Below are 19,083 nucleotides of genomic sequence, written 5' to 3'. Positions count from 1 at the left end.
CTCTTTCTAGGTGTTTTATCTATAGACTATAAATTTCATTTTTAGCCAGTTCAAATTCTTTTAATAGATCGTTTACAATATCCTGAACGGGTTGTATATTATCTATTAAACCAGCTATTTGACCAATTTCTAACTCCCCTTCTTCCAAATCACCTTCAAACATACCCCGTTTTGCTCTAGCCCGTCCTAACAATGTTTTTAATTCATCTAATGATGGACATTTAGTATAAAGGTCTTGCACATCATTGTAAAATTTATTTTTAATTAAGCGTACTGGAGCTAATTCTTTTAAGGTAAGTTGTGTACCTCCTTCTTCTGTGGCAAGTATTGTTTTCTTAAAATTATCATGAGCTGAACTTTCTACAGAGGCTGCAAATCGTGATCCTAATTGTACACCATCTGCACCTAAGACCATAGTTGCTAACATTCCTCTACCTGTTGCAATACCTCCTGCTGCAATCAATGGAATCGTAATTTGTTTTTTAATCATAGGAATTAATGTTAGAGTTGTTGACTCTTCACGCCCATTATGTCCTCCTGCTTCAAAACCTTCTGCTACAATAGCGTCTACACCTGCTTCTTGCGCTTTTAATGCAAATTTTGTACTACTCACAACATGCACTACTATAATTCCTTTTTCTTTTAAAAAGGAAGTCCATGTTTTAGGATTTCCAGCTGAAGTAAAAACGATTTTCACACCTTCTTCTACAATTATTTGCATTATTTCCTCAATGTTCGGATAGAGCATCGGAACATTTACTCCGAAAGGTTTATTGGTTGCTTTTTTGCATTTTTGAATATGTTCTCGCAAAACATCTGGATACATAGAACCTGCTCCTATCAATCCTAATCCGCCAGCATTACTAACCGCACTTGCTAGTTTATAACCTGAATTCCAAATCATTCCTCCTTGAATAATTGGATATTTAATATTAAAAAGTGATGTTATTTTGTTCAAAATATTTATTTTAAATTAATTTTCTTTTTGTTTGCTTTGTTGTTGTTCTCCCTTTGGTTGAAATAAAAAACTACGCGTTAAATTACGGCTTTTGTCCCCACATCTGCAAGAAAAAATTTTCGTGTATTTTTATTTTCTTTGCCTTTATATCTTTACCATGAAGTCTAATGCAAAATTTTTATTTAACCCAGATTTCAAGAAAGTATTGTTCTTTGACAAATAAGAACTAACTTGTACTTGCGAGCGAAGTCTATCTATAAAATGGTGAATTTATCCCCTCCCCAATTTCGGCTGAAATATAAAAAGGCTTCCATTTGGAAGCTCTTTGAGACAATCAATAATCAAACACCATCTTATCTCGTATAGAATAATTTTAGCTAAGTTAGATAGAATTACGCATTAGACTTCGTTTTGAAACAAAATTTTTCAATAAATTCAAGTGCTCACGGAAAATTTTAGAAGAAGAAATAGTGAACTATTTTGATGATTAAAATTTGAGTACGTGCTTGAATTTGAAGAAAAATAAAATCGAATAGATTTACTTCGTCTATTCGCTACCCTCGGGTCTAATGCGTAATTCTATCTAACTTAATTTAAGGAATTGATAAAGAAGTAGTTTCGATTCCGTATTTTTTAATCATTTTTTTAATTTGTATCGTTTTTTTATTCTTCATTTCTTGAATATATTGGTCTGTATTTATTGGTATATAATGTTGTTTTTTGACTATCATATTCCAAATTATAACTGCTATTTTTCTTGCTGTTGCTGTAATTGCAGCACCTCTTCCTTTTTTAAAAGAAATCCTTTTAAAGAACATAACGAGGTAACCTTCTTTTTTTCTTTCAATTGTATTTGCCGCATTTCTTAATGTCAATGCAAATTTATTTTTCCCTTTTGGAGTTCTGCTACTCAAAACCTTACCTCCACTAATTTTATTATTTGGAGCTAACCTGAGCCAATTCACAAATTGCTTGGAGGTCTTGAATTTATATATATCGGTGCCTATTTCGGCTAAAAAACTAGTAACGGTTCCTGAGCAAACTGATTCTATAGCAAAGAGATCTACTCCAAAAAGTTTTAAACTATATTTCTGTACATCAAATTTGGGTTGGTTTTTCCCTTTATTCTGTTTCTTTACCAATTCGATATCTTCTGATAAAACAATTTCTCTGGTTTGATTTTTCAGCACTTGATCAATACGAGTATCGGTGTTTTTTATTTTATCTTGAATAAGTCTGTAAATATCATAACAATCGGAAAGCTCATGTAGGTATTCATTGTTTATTTTACCTTGTAAAGCGTCGGCTATTTCTTCTTTGCTTTTTTTAACTCGTTTGTCGCAATATTCAGCTAATTTTTCACCTGAAGTTTCACCTGATAGTATCATCTCAATTACTCTTATTCCAGAAACTCCTGTGATGTCACTTATCACAACGTCGAGTCTGAAGTTCATTAAAGGTAATGCTTTTTGCATTTTGTTTACAAAGCCTGAACTTTGTTCAATCAAACTAGAACGATGTCTATGAAGTGTTCTTATCTGCAAAGTGCTTTCAGAGGGCAAAAAAGAACCTCGTAATAACCCTAAAGAATGAAGTTTCTGTATCCATTGTGCATCTTTCACATCTGTCTTTGCTTTGAGGTTTTTTGTTTGAGTCCCTTGAACCAAAAGAACTTCAAAACCATTTCCCTGCAAGATCATAAACAAAGATTGCCAATAACTCCCTGTGGACTCCAAAGCAACACTACGAATCTTGTTCTCTTGAAGATAAGCTACCAAAGCGCATAATCCTGATTGATAAACATTAAATTCTCTGATTTGATTTTCATCCTGTCCTATGGCTACAAAATGAGAACGTGACCCAACATCAATTCCTGCAGCATTGGGATTTACAATTTGCATTTTTTCGAAACTTTTCATAAAATATCTTTTTATTAAAATGCGAGGAAATGTAATATCTTTGCTTAAATTATTCTATACGAGATAACATGGTGTTTCATCATTGATTGTCTCAAAGGGCTTCCAAATGGAAGCCTTTTTACATTTCAGCCAAAATCTGGGAGGGGATAAATTCACCATTTTATACATAGGCTTCGCTCGCAAGTGCAAGTTAGCTCTCATTTGTCAAAGAACAATACTTTCTTGAAATCTGGGTTTAACTGATAATTATCATTATGTAAAGGCACATCTTCATTCTCTAACGAATTTCTTATACACTCTTTTTAACTAATGAGCATTGTACAAGTTCTGCTGATAAAAGATTAAAAAAAATAGAAGCATTGGCTTTCTTAAAAAAACCATGCTTCTACTTGTATTAATAAAACATTGGAAATTAATAAAAATCTAAAAAGTAGTTTTAAGATCATGTTTTTGTATTCTTCTTTCAAATACACACAAAAAAGCCTTATTAGTAAGCTATTACACCAGAACCGATAAGTTCTTCTCCTATATGCCAAGAAACAAATTGTCCTTGGGTTATAGCTGACATAGGTTCTTCAAATTCTACATACATTCCGGATTCAAATTGATGTAAAATAGCTTTTTTCAATTCTTGTCGATAGCGAATACGAGCTTTTACTTCCATTTTCTGACCTATTTTAAGAGCTAAATCAGTTCTAATCCAATGAATTTCATCTTTCGCTACAAATAAGGTTTTTTTAAACAGACCTGGGTGCATATTACCTTGACCTGTATAAATAATATTATGCTGAATATCGGTTGCTATTATAAAAAGAGGTTCTTTAGTTCCTCCTATATTAAGTCCTTTACGTTGACCAATAGTATAATAATGGGCTCCTTGATGTTTTCCTACGAGTTTTCCCATTTCTGGAGTATATTGTATACATGAAGCTTCTGATTGTAATCGTTCTTCCTCTGTAGTAAATTCGGGATTTGGTATACTATAAATTTCATTTTTAGCCTCTATTTCGTATACGAAACCTTCTTTAGGTTGTAATTGTTGTTGTAAAAACTCGGGTAAACGAACTTTCCCGATAAAACATAACCCTTGGGAGTCTTTTTTATCGGCTGTAATCAATTCCATTTTAGTAGCTATTTCACGTACTTGGGGTTTTGTTAATTCACCTATAGGGAATAAAGCTTTTGACAATTGTTCTTGAGATAATTGACAAAGAAAATAAGATTGATCTTTATTAGCATCCACCCCTGCTAGTAACTGAAAAATAGATTTTCCCTCTACTTTCATTTCTGATTTACGACAGTAGTGTCCTGTAGCAACATAATCAGCACCTAAAGACATTGCTATTTTAAGAAAAACGTCAAATTTAATTTCACGATTACATAATACATCAGGATTTGGGGTACGTCCTTTTTCATATTCTGCAAACATATAATCAACGATTTTTTCTTTGTACTGTTCACTTAAGTCTACTGTTTGAAAAGGGATTCCTAATTTTTGTGCTACTAATAACGCATCATTACTATCTTCTAACCAAGGACATTCGTTAGAAATAGTTACTGAGTCATCGTGCCAGTTTTTCATAAATAGCCCAATTACATCATAGCCTTGTTCTTTTAATAAATAGGCGGCTACACTTGAATCTACTCCTCCTGATAAACCAACAACAACTCTTTTCATTTATTTTTATTTTTGCCTACAAAGGTAATTATTTCTTTTTAATCAATGAAGGCTTCTTATAACCGTTAATTGTATCGGTATTTATTTCTTTTACTAAATTTTTATTGGCATCAAAATATTTCCAAAGACCTTTTTTCTTTCCTTCTTTGTATTGTCCTTGAATCAAAACTACTCCGTTATCTTCAAAAACTTTATAATCACCGTGCATAAAACCTTGTAAAAAAACAGCTTCTTCTTTTAATGTTCCTGCTTTGGAGTATATTTTAGAAATTCCATTTTTAACTCCATTTTTGTACATAGCCTCTTCCGCTAATACACCATCAGTAAAAAATATTTTTTTATTCCCTTCTATCCTATCATCTATATAATTTTCTATACACATAATGACATTCAAGCCTTTATGATAATATTTCCATGTACCTTGACGTAATTTATTAACTACTTTACCTTCACTTACTTTTAATCCATTTTCATCTAAAAAAATGGTATAAGCACCTCCTTTACCATCAAACTCACGTGTTGCCTTTAATTTTTTTTTATCTGTATCTGTAAAATATTTAAACACTCCAACCTCTACTCCGTTTTTAAAATTTCCTTCATAACGAATTCTGTTTGATCCTTCATAGTACCCTTTCCAAAAACCAACCCTTTCGCCTTTGGCATTGGTTTGATTTTCTAATTCTTTCTTTATCTGAGAAAAAAGGCTAGCTGAACTTAAAAATAGTACACTAAATAATTTATATATTTTCATCTTTTTACTTTAAAAATAAAACTCAAAATTATTAGTTTTATTTCGTAAACAAAAATAAAAAACCTCTTTTAATCCAGAAAAACCGATCATATAATTTGAGAGTAACCAAATAATTTTAACAAGAAAGATATTTCAATTAAAACACAAAAAGTGTGAGGTGTCAGAAAATAACAATCAAAAGTTAAATTTGTTAATTTCCTGACAACCTCACACTTAAAGTAATTCAGTAAGTGTAATTATGAAGATTAAGGTAATAATTCTAATATAGCTTCTGCTACTCCTTTAGCAGATGCAGGATTTTGACCTGTAACGACTCTTTGATCTACTGTGATGTGTTTTTCCCATAAACCAGAATTTTCAAAAATAGCACCTCTTTCAACTAATTTAGTTTCAAGCATATAAGGAACTACCTTTTCTAATTTTATAGAAATTTCTTCATCATTTGTAAAAGAGTTTATTTTTTTCCCGTCTACCAAATATTTACCATTACTAAGTTTAATATTTACTAATCCTGAAGGACCGTGACATATACCTGCTACAATACCTTCATTTTCATAAATTTTTGCAGCTATTTCTGCTAGTTCAACATTATCTGCAAAATCCCACATGGTACCATGACCACCAATATAAACGATAGCAGAGTAATCATTTATATTAACTTCTGAAGGTTTTAAGGTATTATGTACTTTATGATTATAAGTTGAATCATTCCAAAATTTAGCATTTATAGAATCTTCTAAATCAAAGCCTTCAACTGGCGCAACTCCTCCTTTAGGACTTACAAAATCTACTTCATAGCCTGCATTAACCAAAACGTCCCAACAATGACTTACTTCTGATAAGTAATAACCTGTTGGCTCACCAGTACTCCCTTTAACATTGTGACTTGTTAAAACAAATAAAATTTTTGTTTTCATAGTTTATATATTTATTTTATATTACTTAAGACTTTCAAAATAATAATGAGGATTCTTTTTATTAAAATATTCTTTAGGAGATATTCCAATAAATTCTTTAAAATCTTTATTAAAATGACTTTGATCATAATAACCAAACTCTAAAGAATCTAATAATTTTCCTTCTGAAAGATGAATTGATTTAATTGTTTTTTCAAGACGTACTAACTTTTGAAAAACTTTTGGAGTAATACCAAAAGTTTCTTTAAAATTTCGCTCAAAAGTACGTTTAGAAAATTTTGAATAATCCGATAAATCAGCTATTCTTAAATCTCTATATTCATCATAAATCTTTTGATTAAAATAATCCCAATTAATCAATTCTTGTTTTTTAAATTTAAACAACAACTGAATTAAAAAACTTTCAATCTGTTCTATTTTATTCAATACAGTTACTTCTTCTAAAAATATTTTTTGAAATTCTTTAAAATAATTCCCCCAAACATCTTCTGCTGTAACAAATTGATTTATTATATTACAATACGGTATATTAGAAAAATGTCGAAACATTCCTGATTTAAATCGAACCCCTATAAACTCTCCTTTTGGAATACTTTTTTTATCCAATATATCTCTTGGACACACCAAATAAGAGTCGCCTAACTCCGTTTTAGAATTAAAAACGCTTTCATCAAAATGAAAAAAAAGATCTAATCCCGTACCAGGCAAGAAGAAAGGAAAAGTATCATTATGATCTGTATAATCATCATAAAAATACCTATCTACATAAGGTTGTAATTGAATAGAAGGTTTTACTGACCATTTAACCATATACTATTTTCTATTTAGTTATTATCTAAATACGATTTTACAACAGGATCCTCTCTTAACATTGGAGTTAATTTTTCAATAAAATCTTTATAATAATCTGTGTTTAGATGAAATTCAAAAGCTTCTGAGTCTAAAAACTTCTCAACAAAGATAAAACTTGATTCATCATTATACTCATTATATAGCATATATGAAATATTACCTTTTTCCTTTCTTGTATTTTCTATCATTACTTTAGCCATTTCTAAAAAAAATGATACATACTGACTTTGCAGTTTTATCGTAACGGTTATATTTTTATTCATATTTATTATTTTATTTTCAAAACATTATAAATCTAGACTTATTTTACAGTACAAAATTATTTCTTTTATAGGATTAAAAATTGTAAAAAAGCGACATGAAAAAAGAAAAATAATATGCGCGCATATTATTTTTTTTGTATATTTGAATTTTAGAATCTAAATGAAAGATAAGACAATAGACTATTTACTTAGAACAACTTGGCAAGCCGTCTCTAGAATGTATAATGAAGAAGGATCTAAATATGAAGGTTCTATGGCAATTGGTTTTGCTCTTTTAAGTATCGATAAGGAAGAAGGAACGCCTTCTACAAGTGTAAGTGCTCGTATGGGAATGGAAGCAACTAGCCTTACACGAACCTTAAAATCATTAGAAGAAAAAGGATTAATTGAAAGAAAACCAAATCCTAAAGATGGAAGAGGAGTTTTAATTTACCTTACCAAAGAAGGAAAATTAAAGAGAGAACTATCTAAACAAACAGTTCTAAGGTTTAATGAAGTCATTAAACAACATATCAGCGAAGAAAAGCTAATGCACTTTATAGAAGTTACAGAAAAAATAAATGAATTAATACAAGATAAAAAAATATTCAATCAACCAGAGTAATTACAAAATGAAAAGAACAATTAAAAAAATTGCTGTAGTTGGTTCAGGGATTATGGGTTCAGGAATTGCCTGCCATTTTGCAAATATTGGAGTAGAAGTTTTACTACTTGATATTGTACCTCGCGAACTTACAGAAGCAGAACAAAAAAAAGGTTTAACACTAGAAAATAAAGTAGTAAGAAACCGAATTGTAAATGATAGTTTAACAAATGCGTTAAAATCTAAACCTTCACCTATTTATCATACAAAATTTGCTAATCGTATCACGACAGGAAATTTAACAGATGATATAACAAAAATTAAAGATGTAGATTGGATTATTGAAGTAGTTGTTGAAAGATTAGATATTAAAAAATCAGTTTTTGAACAAATTGACACACATAGAAAACCTGGAACTCTTGTTACTTCAAACACTTCTGGTATTCCTATTCACTTTATGAGTGAAGGTCGTAGCGAAGATTTTCAAAAGCATTTTTGCGGTACTCACTTCTTCAACCCAGCTCGTTATTTAAAATTATTTGAAATCATTCCAGGACCTAAAACTTCTCAAGAAGTATTGGATTTTTTAAATAACTACGGCGAACAATTTTTAGGAAAAACATCTGTAGTTGCTAAAGACACACCAGCATTTATTGGTAACCGTATTGGTATCTTCGGAATTCAAAGTTTATTTCATCAAGTAAAAGAAATGGGACTAACTATTGAAGAAGTAGATAAATTAACGGGTCCTGTAATCGGTCGCCCAAAATCAGCTACTTTCCGTACAGTAGACGTGGTAGGTTTAGATACTTTAGTACATGTAGCCAACGGAATTTACGACAACTGTCCTAATGACGAAGCACACGAATTATTTAAGTTGCCTGATTTCATCAACAAAATGATGGAAAACAAATGGTTAGGAAGCAAAACAAAACAAGGTTTCTACAAAAAAGAAGGAAAAGATATTCTATCATTGGATCTAAATACTTTGGAATATCGTCCCAATAAAAAAGCGTCATTTGCTACTCTTGAAATGACAAAAACTATCGAAAAACCAATTGATAGATTTAAAGTTTTGGTAAAAGGAACGGATAAAGCAGGTGAATTTTACCGTAAAAACTTCTCAGCAATGTTTGCTTACGTTTCTAACAGAGTGCCTGAAATTACAGATGATTTTTACAAAATTGACGATGCTATGAAAGCTGGTTTCGGTTGGGAAAATGGTCCATTCGAAATTTGGGATGCTATCGGTGTTCAAAAAGGTATCGAAATGATGCAAGCAGAAGGCTACACACCTGCTTCTTGGGTTACTGATATGGTTGCTTCAGGTAGTACATCTTTCTACTCTGTTAAAGAAGGCGCAACAAATTACTATAATACGGCTTCAAAATCACAAGTAAAAGTACCAGGTCAAGATGCCTTCATTATCCTAAATAATATTCGTGAAAGCAAAAAAGTTTGGGGTAATGCTGATAGTACCATTCAGCATTTAGGCGATGGCATTTTAAATTTAGAATTCCACTCAAAAATGAACTCTATTGGAGGTGGTGTTTTACAAGGAATCAACAAAGCTATCGACTTAGCTGAAAAAGAATACAACGGATTAGTTATTGGAAATCAAGGAACAAATTTCTCTGTAGGAGCCAATATTGGTATGATTTTCATGATGGCTGTTGAACAAGAATATGATGAATTAAACATGGCTATCAAAATGTTCCAAGACACGATGATGCGTGCTCGTTATTCATCTATCCCTGTAGTTGTAGCGCCACATGGCATGACATTGGGTGGCGGTTGCGAATTAACTATGCACGCTGACAAAGTAGTGGCTGCCGCAGAAACTTACATCGGTTTAGTAGAATTTGGTGTAGGTGTTATTCCTGGCGGTGGTGGTTCTAAAGAAATGGCATTAAGAGCTGCTGACACTTTCCGTAAAAACGACGTTGAATTAAATGTTTTACAAGAGTATTTCTTAACGGTTGGTATGGCAAAAGTAGCTACTTCTGCTTATGAAGCTTACGATTTAGGCATCTTACAAAAAGGAAAAGACATCGTTGTGGTAAACAAAGACCGTCAAATTGCAGAAGCTAAAAAACACGCATTGTTAATGGCAGAAGCGGGCTATACACAACCAGCTCGTCGTAAAGACATTAAAGTATTAGGAAAACAAGCTTTAGGTATGTTCTTAGTAGGTACTGACCAAATGGTGGCAGGACAATACATTTCTGAACACGACCAAAAAATTGCAAACAAATTAGCTTATGTAATGGCTGGCGGTGATTTATCTGAACCAACATTAGTTACAGAACAATATTTGTTAGATTTAGAAAGAGAAGCTTTCTTATCACTTTGTACAGAGAGAAAAACATTGGAGCGTATCCAGTTTATGTTAACTAAAGGGAAACCTCTACGTAATTAGAGCCCCCTATCCCCCAAAGGGGGAACTTGGAACGCATAATAATAACTAAAAACCTATTGACCCCTAATAGGTATTCCCCTTCGGGGGTTAGGGGGCTGATAATGAAAACAGCATATATAGTAAAAGGATATAGAACAGCTGTAGGTAAAGCACCTAAAGGACTGTTCCGTTTTAAAAGACCTGACGAATTAGCCGCTGAAACCATCGAACACATGATGGCTCAATTACCTAACTTCGACAAGTCTAGAATTGACGATGTAATGGTAGGTAATGCTATGCCAGAAGCAGAACAAGGATTAAATGTAGGACGTTTAATCTCTCTAATGGGATTAAAAGTAACCGATGTACCTGGAGTTACAGTTAATCGTTACTGTGCCTCTGGTTTAGAGACCATTGGTATGGCTACTGCAAAAATACAAGCAGGTATGGCACACTGTATCATTGCGGGTGGTGCTGAAAGCATGAGTTATATTCCTATGGGCGGATACAAACCTACTCCTGATTATAAAGTAGCTGCCGCAGGTAACGAAGATTATTACTGGGGTATGGGATTAACAGCTGAAGCTGTTGCAAAACAATTCAACATCTCTCGTGCAGACCAAGATGAATTTGCGTACCAATCGCACATGAAAGCCTTGAAAGCACAAGCAGAAGGCAAATTTGATGCTCAAATTGCGCCTATAACAGTAGAACAAACATTTATTAACGAAGCTGGTAAAAAAGAAACAAAATCATACGTAGTAACGAAAGACGAAGGACCTCGTGCAGGTACTTCTGTTGAAGCACTTTCAGGATTAAAACCTGTATTTGCTGCTGATGGCTCGGTTACCGCAGGTAACTCTTCCCAAATGAGTGATGGTGCTGCATTTGTACTAATTATGAGCGAAGAAATGGTAAAAGAATTAAACCTTGAACCTATTGCCCGTTTAGTAAACTTTGCATCTGCTGGTGTAGAACCAAGAATTATGGGAATAGGTCCTGTAAAAGCAATTCCTAAAGTAGTTCAACAAGCAGGTTTAAAAATTTCTGACATTGAATTATTCGAATTAAACGAAGCTTTTGCTGCACAATCATTAGCTGTAATTCGCGAATTAAATTTAAATCCGGAAATCATTAATGTAAACGGTGGTGCTATTGCTTTAGGACACCCTCTAGGATGTACAGGTGCTAAATTATCTGTTCAACTATTTGATGAAATGAAACGTCGCGGTAACAAATACGGTATGGTAACTATGTGTGTAGGTACTGGACAAGGAACTGCAGGGGTATTTGAATTATTATAAGCCTCCCTCAACCCCTCCAAAGGAGGGGAGCACCAAACGTTCATTAATATAGAAATAAATTAAAACCTTTATTCTTAACATAGAATAAGAAGGAACTTAAAAACATTATTAACACAACCTCTAAATTCCCCCTTGGGGGGGTTAGAGGGCTATTCTAAAACCCTACTTACCCCTAGTAGGAATTCCCCCTTTGGGGGTTAGGGGGCTAATATGGAAGACATTACAAGAGGCGGACAGTTTTTAGTTAAAGAAACGAAATGCGAAAATATTTTTACTCCTGAGGATTTCTCAGAAGAACAAATTATGATGCGTGATTCTATCAAAGAATTCGTAGATAAAGAATTATGGGCTCAAAAACCTCGTTTTGAGAAAAAAGATTACGCTTATACAGAAGAATCTATGCGTAAAGCAGGTGAACTAGGCTTCTTAGGGGTAGCAGTTCCTGAAGCTTACGGTGGTTTAGGCATGGGATTTGTTTCCACTATGTTAACTTGTGATTATATTTCGGGTGCGACAGGCTCATTCTCTACTGCTTTTGGAGCACATACAGGTATTGGTACAATGCCCATCACTTTATATGGTACAGAAGAACAAAGATTAAAATACGTTCCCAAATTAGCTTCTGGCGAATGGTTTGGTGCTTACTGTTTGACTGAGCCAGGAGCTGGTTCTGATGCCAATTCAGGAAAAACAAAGGCAGAATTATCTGCTGATGGAAAATCATACAAAATTAATGGACAGAAAATGTGGATTTCTAATGCTGGTTTCTGTAACTTAATGATTGTTTTTGCCCGTATTGAAGATGATAAAAACATTACTGGTTTCATCGTTGAATATGACTCAGCAAACCCTAACGGAATTACTTTAGGTGAAGAAGAACACAAATTAGGTATCCGTGCAAGTTCTACACGTCAAGTTTTCTTTAATGATACTGTTGTTCCTGTTGAAAATATGTTAGCAGGTCGTGGTGAAGGTTTCAAAATTGCTATGAATGCCTTAAACGTAGGTCGTATCAAATTAGCAGCTGCTTGTTTAGATGCACAACGTCGTACTATTACAGAAGCAGTTAAATATGCTAACGAAAGAATCCAGTTTAAAACACCTATCGCTAACTTTGGAGCTATACAAGCAAAATTAGCTAATATGGCAACTAATGCTTATGTAGATGAAGCAGCATCTTACCGTGCAGCTAAAGATATCGAAACAAGAATCGAATTACGTGAAGCAGCTGGTAATACACACCAAGAAGCAGAATTAAAAGGAGTGGAAGAATTCGCTATCGAATGTTCTATCCTTAAAGTAGCGGTTTCTGAAGACGTTCAAAGCTGTACTGACGAAGGTATCCAAATTTTTGGAGGTATGGGATTCTCAGAAGAAACACCAATGGAATCAGCTTGGAGAGATGCTCGTATTGCTCGTATCTATGAAGGAACAAACGAAATTAACCGTATGTTATCCGTAGGTATGTTAGTTAAAAAAGCCATGAAAGGTCAAGTAGATTTATTAGGCCCTGCTATGAAAGTAGCCGAAGAATTAATGGGTATTCCTGATTTCAACACTCCTGATTACACTGAATTATTTGCTGAAGAAAAAGAATTAATCGGCAAATTGAAAAAAGCATTCTTAATGGTTGCAGGATCTGCTGTACAAAAATTTGGTCCAGATTTAGAAAAACACCAACAATTATTAATGTGTGCTTCTGACATGTTAATCGAAATATACATGGCAGAATCTGGAATTTTACGTACTGAAAAATTAGCAAAAAACAAAGGAGCTGAAAATGTAAAAGAGCAAATTGCAATGGCACAATTGTATTTATATCAAGCAGTGGATATCGTTTCTCAAAAAGGGAAGGAAGGTATTGTTTCTTTTGCTGAAGGTGATGAACAACGTATGATGCTAATGGGATTACGTCGTTTTACAAAATATACCAATATGCCAAATGTAGTCGCACTACGCGAAACAATTACGGCAAAAATGGTAGCAGAAAATAGCTATTGCTATTAAAAATTAAATTTTAATTAGTTTGGTTGAAAGGGTCACTATTTTTTTAAATAGTGGCCTTTTTTATAAATAAAGTCATAAAACTAAAAACGATATTATAAAAATTTATGGGGCATTTACCTTCTTTTCCGTTCTACTTATACAATAAAATATATCACTTAAAAATAAATAAGCTTCTTTTATTATTTTTATAACTTATTTAAAGAAAACAGCTTCATCATATTCTATTTTCGTTCTTTAAACAACTTTATTATAGATAAAATACTGGAATTAAAAATAATAAAATGACCATTTTAAAAGTCGAAATAAAAAATTATCAATCTTTCAAAAGCAAGAAATTTTTTCATAGAATTTGAGTTTGAAAATAAAAAAGAATTAGAGACTGTCCTAAAAGGTCTTAGTCTTATCTTTTTGACTAAAGGAAAGAATTAGATAATATTAATAATGTAACTTCTTACAAAATAGTTTTTTTAATTAATAAAATAAATACAAATGAATCTATTAGGTATAGGATCCCGAATCAATCATCCCGAATTAGGAAAAGGTGTAGTAACTAATGTGTCTTCAAAAGAATATTGGGTCACATTTATTGAAGGTGGACTTGAAACCATCTTAATTGATAGCAAATTTGAAGTTATTGAAGAAACAAGAAACGAAGTCGATACTGTCAGTTTTTATGATGTAGAACAAAGTTTACTTTCTATTTTAAAAAAATGGAACGGACTAGGTCAACCAGTAGCTATTGGTGACAAATGGAAAGGTGGTTCTTTAAAATTAATTCCTGGACAAGCTGGTTTACAAACTAAAGAAATACCAATTGACACTTTTTTTCACAAAATAGTAATGTTACGAGACCGATTACGTGTAATGGAACAAAAAATTAATGCTAGTAAATTGGAAGAATTTGAAAAAATTGAGTTACAACAATATATTACTCGTATTTACGGAACTCTAACAACATTTAACGTATTATTTAAATCACAAAATGATCAATTTGTAGGTGAAAAATCAAAATAAGGTTTTGTTTAACTTATATTTATATAAATTTTAACTATCGTTAATAACATCAGGCTTGTTTCAATATTTTAAATTTGCATTATATCCTAATTCTATATTTAAGTATAGGATTTTCAATCAAAAAGGATTAAATAAAGGACTTTTTAAGTCTTAATCTTAAACATCTTTAAAATAATGAAAAAAAAAATTGTCTTTGGTCTTTCTATTTTAGCGTTATATGGTAGCTGTCAAAGTTCACACGTAACAAAAAATGAAATCAACGTGGCTCTTTCTTCAAAAAGTGATAGCCAGGTAACTGGAACTGCTGTATTTTCTGAAAAAAATGGCATTATAACAATGGTAGCGAATATGAGTGGTTTAACACCAGGTGAACATGCTATTCATTTGCATGAAAAGGCTGATTGTTCTGCTCCCGATGGAAATTCAACAGGTGGACACTGGAATCCTACTTTTAAAAAACATGGTAAATGGGGACAAGCAGAATACCATAGAGGGGATATTGGTAACTTTACTGCAGATGATAAAGGAAATGCTGTTGTTACATTTTCAACTAATGAATGGTGCATTGGTTGTGGTGATTCCGCAAGGGACATAACTGGTAAAGGTCTAATTGTTCATAAAGGTGTAGACGATTTTACTACTCAACCAACAGGTAATGCTGGAGGCAGAATTGCTTGTGCTGGTATCTTAAAATAATCCTTATATCTGTCAGGTTTTAATAAAACCTGACAGATATAAAAATAGCCTCTTTTTATTGCCTCTTCTCTCTATATATATTTTAATAGTTTCATTTCCTTTTATAAATATAAAAAAACATCCCATTAACTATTATTAGGCTACTTTTATTCTACATCTATCAATGTTTAACCCAAATTCGAACGAAGTGAATTGGAAAAGCCTAAATCTATTCCTCTTTATTTTTCTTCCAATTTAAGCACGCACTCCATTTTTATTCATCGAAATAGTTGATTATTTCATCTTCTAAAATTTTCTGTGAGCACTTGAATTTATTGAAAATTTTTTCTTAACAACGAAATCTAATGCACAATCTAGGTTAAACTCTTTATTTAACTTTTAGTAATTTCTGATTTATTTTTATTAAAATATATTTTTTAACATCAACAAGAATAAACATAAAATTTTGTTAACATTTATTTTAAGATAATCTAATTTATTATTTTTAAATTCCAATCTAACATTTATGTATGAAGAACTAAAATATTGGTATTTAAGAGATCACAAACTTTTCAAAACTCTTAGTATGTCACAGCTCAAACAGCTGTGTATAATTGTTGGTTTTAAAAAGGCTAAAAAAGGTGAAATTATTTATTTTTCTGATTCTGAAAGTCCTCGGGTTTTTTTATTAAAAAAAGGAAGTATTAAAATTGTTGCTATTGATCATGACGGAAATGAAATCATAAAAGATATCATACAAAAAGGAGATCTGTTTGGTGAATTAACTTTAGAACCCGATAAAACATCTGATGAATTAGCTGTTGCATTAACAGAAGAAGTGTCTATATGTAGCTTTTTATTATCTGATTTTGAAAATCTGATGCTCAAACATCCTGATTTAGCATTAAGTTATATGAAATTCGTGGGGCTTAAACTAAAGCGAATCAAAAATAATTATGCAAACCTAATGTCTAAGGATGCTAAAACTCGTCTTAAAACATTTTTATTAGATTGGTGTGAAAGAGAAGGAAATAATGAAGGAAATAACATTGTTTTAGAAAATTATCTAACTCAAACAGATATTGCCCAAATTATTTGTACTTCTAGACCTACAGCTACCAAACTATTAATAGAATTAGAAGAAAAAGGAATTATTCAATATACTCGTAAAGAAATTATTATCTCAAATATTAAACTTTTACAATAATTTTTAGGCTTTTGTAAAGTATCTTACAAAATACATTTTTCACTCCTCTTAATTTTACATCGTAACAATAAAAATAAAGAGAATTATGAAAAATGTATTTTTTTATTTACTATTTTTTCCTTTAACACTTTTAGGACAAAAACATATAGCTTCTTCTTCTTCTGGGATCAATCCTATTTTAATAGGAGAAACCATTCCTAATGCTCAAATTCAAAAAATAGATAGTAGCTTTGTTTCTACGCATTCTATCACAAATAAAAAGAAAACCGTATTAATTGTATATCGTGGTGGATGGTGTCCTTATTGTAATGTGCATTTAAGTAATGTTGCAACAATTGAAAATGATATTATTAAATTAGGCTACCAAATAATTGCTATTAGTCCTGATTCACCTAGTTCATTAGTTAAAACTTCTGATAAAGATAAATTAAAATATACTCTTTACTCTGATAGTAAAGGAGATTTATTAACTGCTATGGGAATTACTTATGAGGCTCCTCTAACATACAAATCTATTATTAGTAAAGGCTCTAACAATGTTAACAAAAATTTCTTGCCTGTATCTTCATTATTTGTGATTGGTGAAGACAACAAAGTCATTTTTGAATACATAGCGCCTGATTATAAAAATCGTATTTCAGATAAATTACTATTAAACGTATTAAAAAACTTATAAATTAAAAAAATTAAAGATGAAATTACCTTTCACAATTGCTGTACTATTAATCAGCTTTTCATTTTTCGGACAAACTCCTAAAAATTTAGTATCAGATAAACAGGAAAAAATAAAATTAGAAAAATTAACTATTGAAAAATATAATCAATTATTATCTAAAGATTCTATAATAATTGTTGACTTTAATGCAAAATGGTGTGGTCCTTGCAAAAAGTTAGCACCTATTTTAGAAAAAGTTTCAAAAGAGAAAAAAATAAAACTAATTAAAATAGATACTGATAAAAATCCTGAATTAGCTCAAAAATTAAATGTTGAAGGACTTCCTACTCTACACTATTATAAGAATGGAAAATTAATTTGGGAAAATTTAGGTTTCATAACCGAGGCAGAACTTATTAAAAAACTAAATTAATTTATTGTATAAAATAGTCCTTAGATAAAGGTATTCCAAAAGGTTATAATCTTGTGATTTCTCTTATCCTTGAAGTAACAGATTAGACGTTAAATTTTGACTTTTCAGACACTTCGTATATAATTAAGATAATCTATAAAAAATCTAACGGACTAAATATAATCCATTTATTACCACCGAAAATAAATTTTAATCAATATGAAAAACAAATTCTTAAATCTAACATTAAAAGCTTTCCTTAGTAGCTTTTTTATTTTATCTTGTGAAAAGAGTAATGATGATAACAATCAAAATAACTTATACGAGGAAACAGTTGCTGTTGCAAACAGAAATTCCTCTTCAATAAGCTTTTTTGATGCCAATACGAATGTTGTTACTAGCACATTGAAAATTACCAATTCAGAACCTATGTATCTAGTATTTGTTCCTTCTAAAGACAAACTATACGTTGGGGATAGAAAAAATAAACAGGTTCATATTATTAACCCTAGTACAAAAAAATTAGAAAGCTCAATAAACGTAGGGAATGGAGTATTCCACATGTGGGCTGATGAATTAGGTAAGCAACTTTGGGTTAATAATGATATAGACAATACCATTTCTGTTATTGATTTAGCTACTAGTTCTGTTATAAAAACGATTAATTTAGACATGAAGCCACATGATGTTTTCTTAACAAAAGACGGAACTAAAGCTTATGTTTCAATTATTAACTCTGATTCAACAATGCCTGATAAAATATATATGTATTCTATTAGTAATTATGAAAAATTAAAAGAAGTTAATGTAGGCAAAGATCCTCATTTATTTCATTTACCTAATAACAATAAGCTAATTGTACCTTGTCAATCTGGCGAAGTATACAATATTGACAGCGAAAAATTACAAATCATTTCTCAAAAATCATATCCTGGTGCTCATGGATTATACCCTAGTCCTAACTTAGATAATATCTTTGTTACTAATATAATGGGAGGACAAATATACTCTATTAAAACAACTGATCTAACAGAAAATTATGCTCCTATTGCAACTAATAAACCTGTACCTCATAATTTAGTTTTAAATAAAGAAGGAAGTAAAGTTTTCGCAACGCATTCTGGACCTAATGGAACAACTGTATCAGCATATAAGGTAAATCAGAATAAATTAGTATATGAACAAGATATTACTGTTGAAAACAATCCTTTTGGTTTAACTTATTATAAAAGAAATATTAAATAATTAAGTCGTTTTGATTTAGTAACAAATAGTCTAAACTTTAATTAATTTTCAACAAGCGTTTTATTAAGCATTTTAATGGAGAGAAAAGAAACTATTTCTTTTTCTCTCTGTTAAATTTTTTATTAAAATACAAACAATTTTTTATTGTTTTTAACTCTATCTACTAAATATCTCATTTTTATTGAATTGGATCAAATGAATATAAACATCTAAAAAGTAGTCACTTAACATCTTGGTTATCATTT

Annotated in this window: 17 protein-coding genes; 10 read left to right on the top strand and 7 right to left on the bottom strand. The window is 31.2% G+C overall.

Features of this window, described 5'->3' with window-relative positions:
- Positions 1 to 19: 19 nt before the first annotated feature.
- From NAB20_RS10610 to NAB20_RS10580, 7 genes are all read right to left on the bottom strand, one after another.
- Complete coding sequence (locus NAB20_RS10610; protein WP_088394720.1) at positions 20 to 958, bottom strand: nitronate monooxygenase family protein; 939 nt, start codon at positions 956 to 958, stop codon at positions 20 to 22.
- 593 nt (positions 959 to 1,551) lie between these two features.
- Positions 1,552 to 2,877, bottom strand: a complete 1,326-nt coding sequence (locus NAB20_RS10605; RefSeq protein ID WP_375604946.1) for an IS110 family transposase — start codon at positions 2,875 to 2,877, stop codon at positions 1,552 to 1,554.
- A gap of 487 nt (positions 2,878 to 3,364) precedes the next feature.
- A complete protein-coding gene (mnmA, locus tag NAB20_RS10600; RefSeq protein WP_105196463.1) occupies positions 3,365 to 4,555 on the bottom strand; it encodes a tRNA 2-thiouridine(34) synthase MnmA in 1,191 nt (396 codons plus the stop codon).
- A gap of 28 nt (positions 4,556 to 4,583) precedes the next feature.
- Positions 4,584 to 5,306 carry a toxin-antitoxin system YwqK family antitoxin gene (locus NAB20_RS10595; protein ID WP_105196461.1) on the bottom strand — a complete coding sequence of 241 codons (723 nt, stop codon included), beginning with the start codon at positions 5,304 to 5,306 and terminating at the stop codon, positions 4,584 to 4,586.
- 245 nt (positions 5,307 to 5,551) lie between these two features.
- The gene (locus tag NAB20_RS10590) at positions 5,552 to 6,223 is read right to left on the bottom strand and encodes a type 1 glutamine amidotransferase domain-containing protein (RefSeq protein ID WP_105196459.1); all 672 of its coding nucleotides are present in this window, start codon (positions 6,221 to 6,223) and stop codon (positions 5,552 to 5,554) included.
- Positions 6,224 to 6,244: 21 nt separating this feature from the next.
- Entirely contained in the window at positions 6,245 to 7,033 is a 789-nt protein-coding gene (locus tag NAB20_RS10585) for an AraC family transcriptional regulator (RefSeq protein ID WP_105196457.1), read from the bottom strand.
- A gap of 14 nt (positions 7,034 to 7,047) precedes the next feature.
- The gene (locus NAB20_RS10580; RefSeq protein WP_105196456.1) at positions 7,048 to 7,338 is read right to left on the bottom strand and encodes a putative quinol monooxygenase; all 291 of its coding nucleotides are present in this window, start codon (positions 7,336 to 7,338) and stop codon (positions 7,048 to 7,050) included.
- Between the two features lie 160 nt (positions 7,339 to 7,498).
- On the opposite strand from NAB20_RS10580, the gene NAB20_RS10575 reads away from it, so the two are divergent.
- The 10 genes from NAB20_RS10575 (at position 7,499) to NAB20_RS10530 (ending at position 18,838) form a co-directional block, all read left to right on the top strand.
- Positions 7,499 to 7,942 (top strand): MarR family winged helix-turn-helix transcriptional regulator, encoded by a 444-nt coding sequence (locus tag NAB20_RS10575; protein ID WP_105196454.1) that lies wholly within the window; start codon positions 7,499 to 7,501, stop codon positions 7,940 to 7,942.
- A 7-nt stretch (positions 7,943 to 7,949) separates the two neighbouring features.
- Positions 7,950 to 10,340 (top strand): 3-hydroxyacyl-CoA dehydrogenase/enoyl-CoA hydratase family protein, encoded by a 2,391-nt coding sequence (locus NAB20_RS10570; protein WP_088393783.1) that lies wholly within the window; start codon positions 7,950 to 7,952, stop codon positions 10,338 to 10,340.
- Positions 10,341 to 10,441: 101 nt separating this feature from the next.
- Positions 10,442 to 11,623 (top strand): acetyl-CoA C-acyltransferase, encoded by a 1,182-nt coding sequence (locus NAB20_RS10565; RefSeq protein WP_127823117.1) that lies wholly within the window; start codon positions 10,442 to 10,444, stop codon positions 11,621 to 11,623.
- A gap of 210 nt (positions 11,624 to 11,833) precedes the next feature.
- Entirely contained in the window at positions 11,834 to 13,630 is a 1,797-nt protein-coding gene (locus NAB20_RS10560) for an acyl-CoA dehydrogenase family protein (RefSeq protein ID WP_375605107.1), read from the top strand.
- A gap of 489 nt (positions 13,631 to 14,119) precedes the next feature.
- Positions 14,120 to 14,644, top strand: coding sequence for a hypothetical protein (locus tag NAB20_RS10555; RefSeq protein ID WP_127823118.1), 525 nt, complete (start codon positions 14,120 to 14,122; stop codon positions 14,642 to 14,644).
- Between the two features lie 174 nt (positions 14,645 to 14,818).
- Positions 14,819 to 15,340 (top strand): superoxide dismutase family protein, encoded by a 522-nt coding sequence (locus tag NAB20_RS10550; protein ID WP_127823119.1) that lies wholly within the window; start codon positions 14,819 to 14,821, stop codon positions 15,338 to 15,340.
- Between the two features lie 565 nt (positions 15,341 to 15,905).
- Positions 15,906 to 16,526, top strand: coding sequence for a Crp/Fnr family transcriptional regulator (locus NAB20_RS10545; RefSeq protein ID WP_240668940.1), 621 nt, complete (start codon positions 15,906 to 15,908; stop codon positions 16,524 to 16,526).
- An 85-nt stretch (positions 16,527 to 16,611) separates the two neighbouring features.
- Positions 16,612 to 17,202, top strand: a complete 591-nt coding sequence (locus tag NAB20_RS10540) for a peroxiredoxin-like family protein (RefSeq protein WP_127823120.1) — start codon at positions 16,612 to 16,614, stop codon at positions 17,200 to 17,202.
- Positions 17,203 to 17,218: 16 nt separating this feature from the next.
- Positions 17,219 to 17,614, top strand: a complete 396-nt coding sequence (locus NAB20_RS10535; protein ID WP_105196441.1) for a co-chaperone YbbN — start codon at positions 17,219 to 17,221, stop codon at positions 17,612 to 17,614.
- Positions 17,615 to 17,812: 198 nt separating this feature from the next.
- A complete protein-coding gene (locus NAB20_RS10530) occupies positions 17,813 to 18,838 on the top strand; it encodes a YncE family protein (RefSeq protein WP_105196440.1) in 1,026 nt (341 codons plus the stop codon).
- The last annotated feature ends 245 nt before the right edge of the window (positions 18,839 to 19,083 follow it).

Origin of the sequence: Flavobacterium davisii (genome assembly GCF_042182265.1) — a bacterium.
Taxonomy (GTDB): Bacteria; Bacteroidota; Bacteroidia; order Flavobacteriales; family Flavobacteriaceae; genus Flavobacterium; species Flavobacterium davisii.
This window is presented reverse-complemented; position numbering and strand designations above follow the sequence as displayed.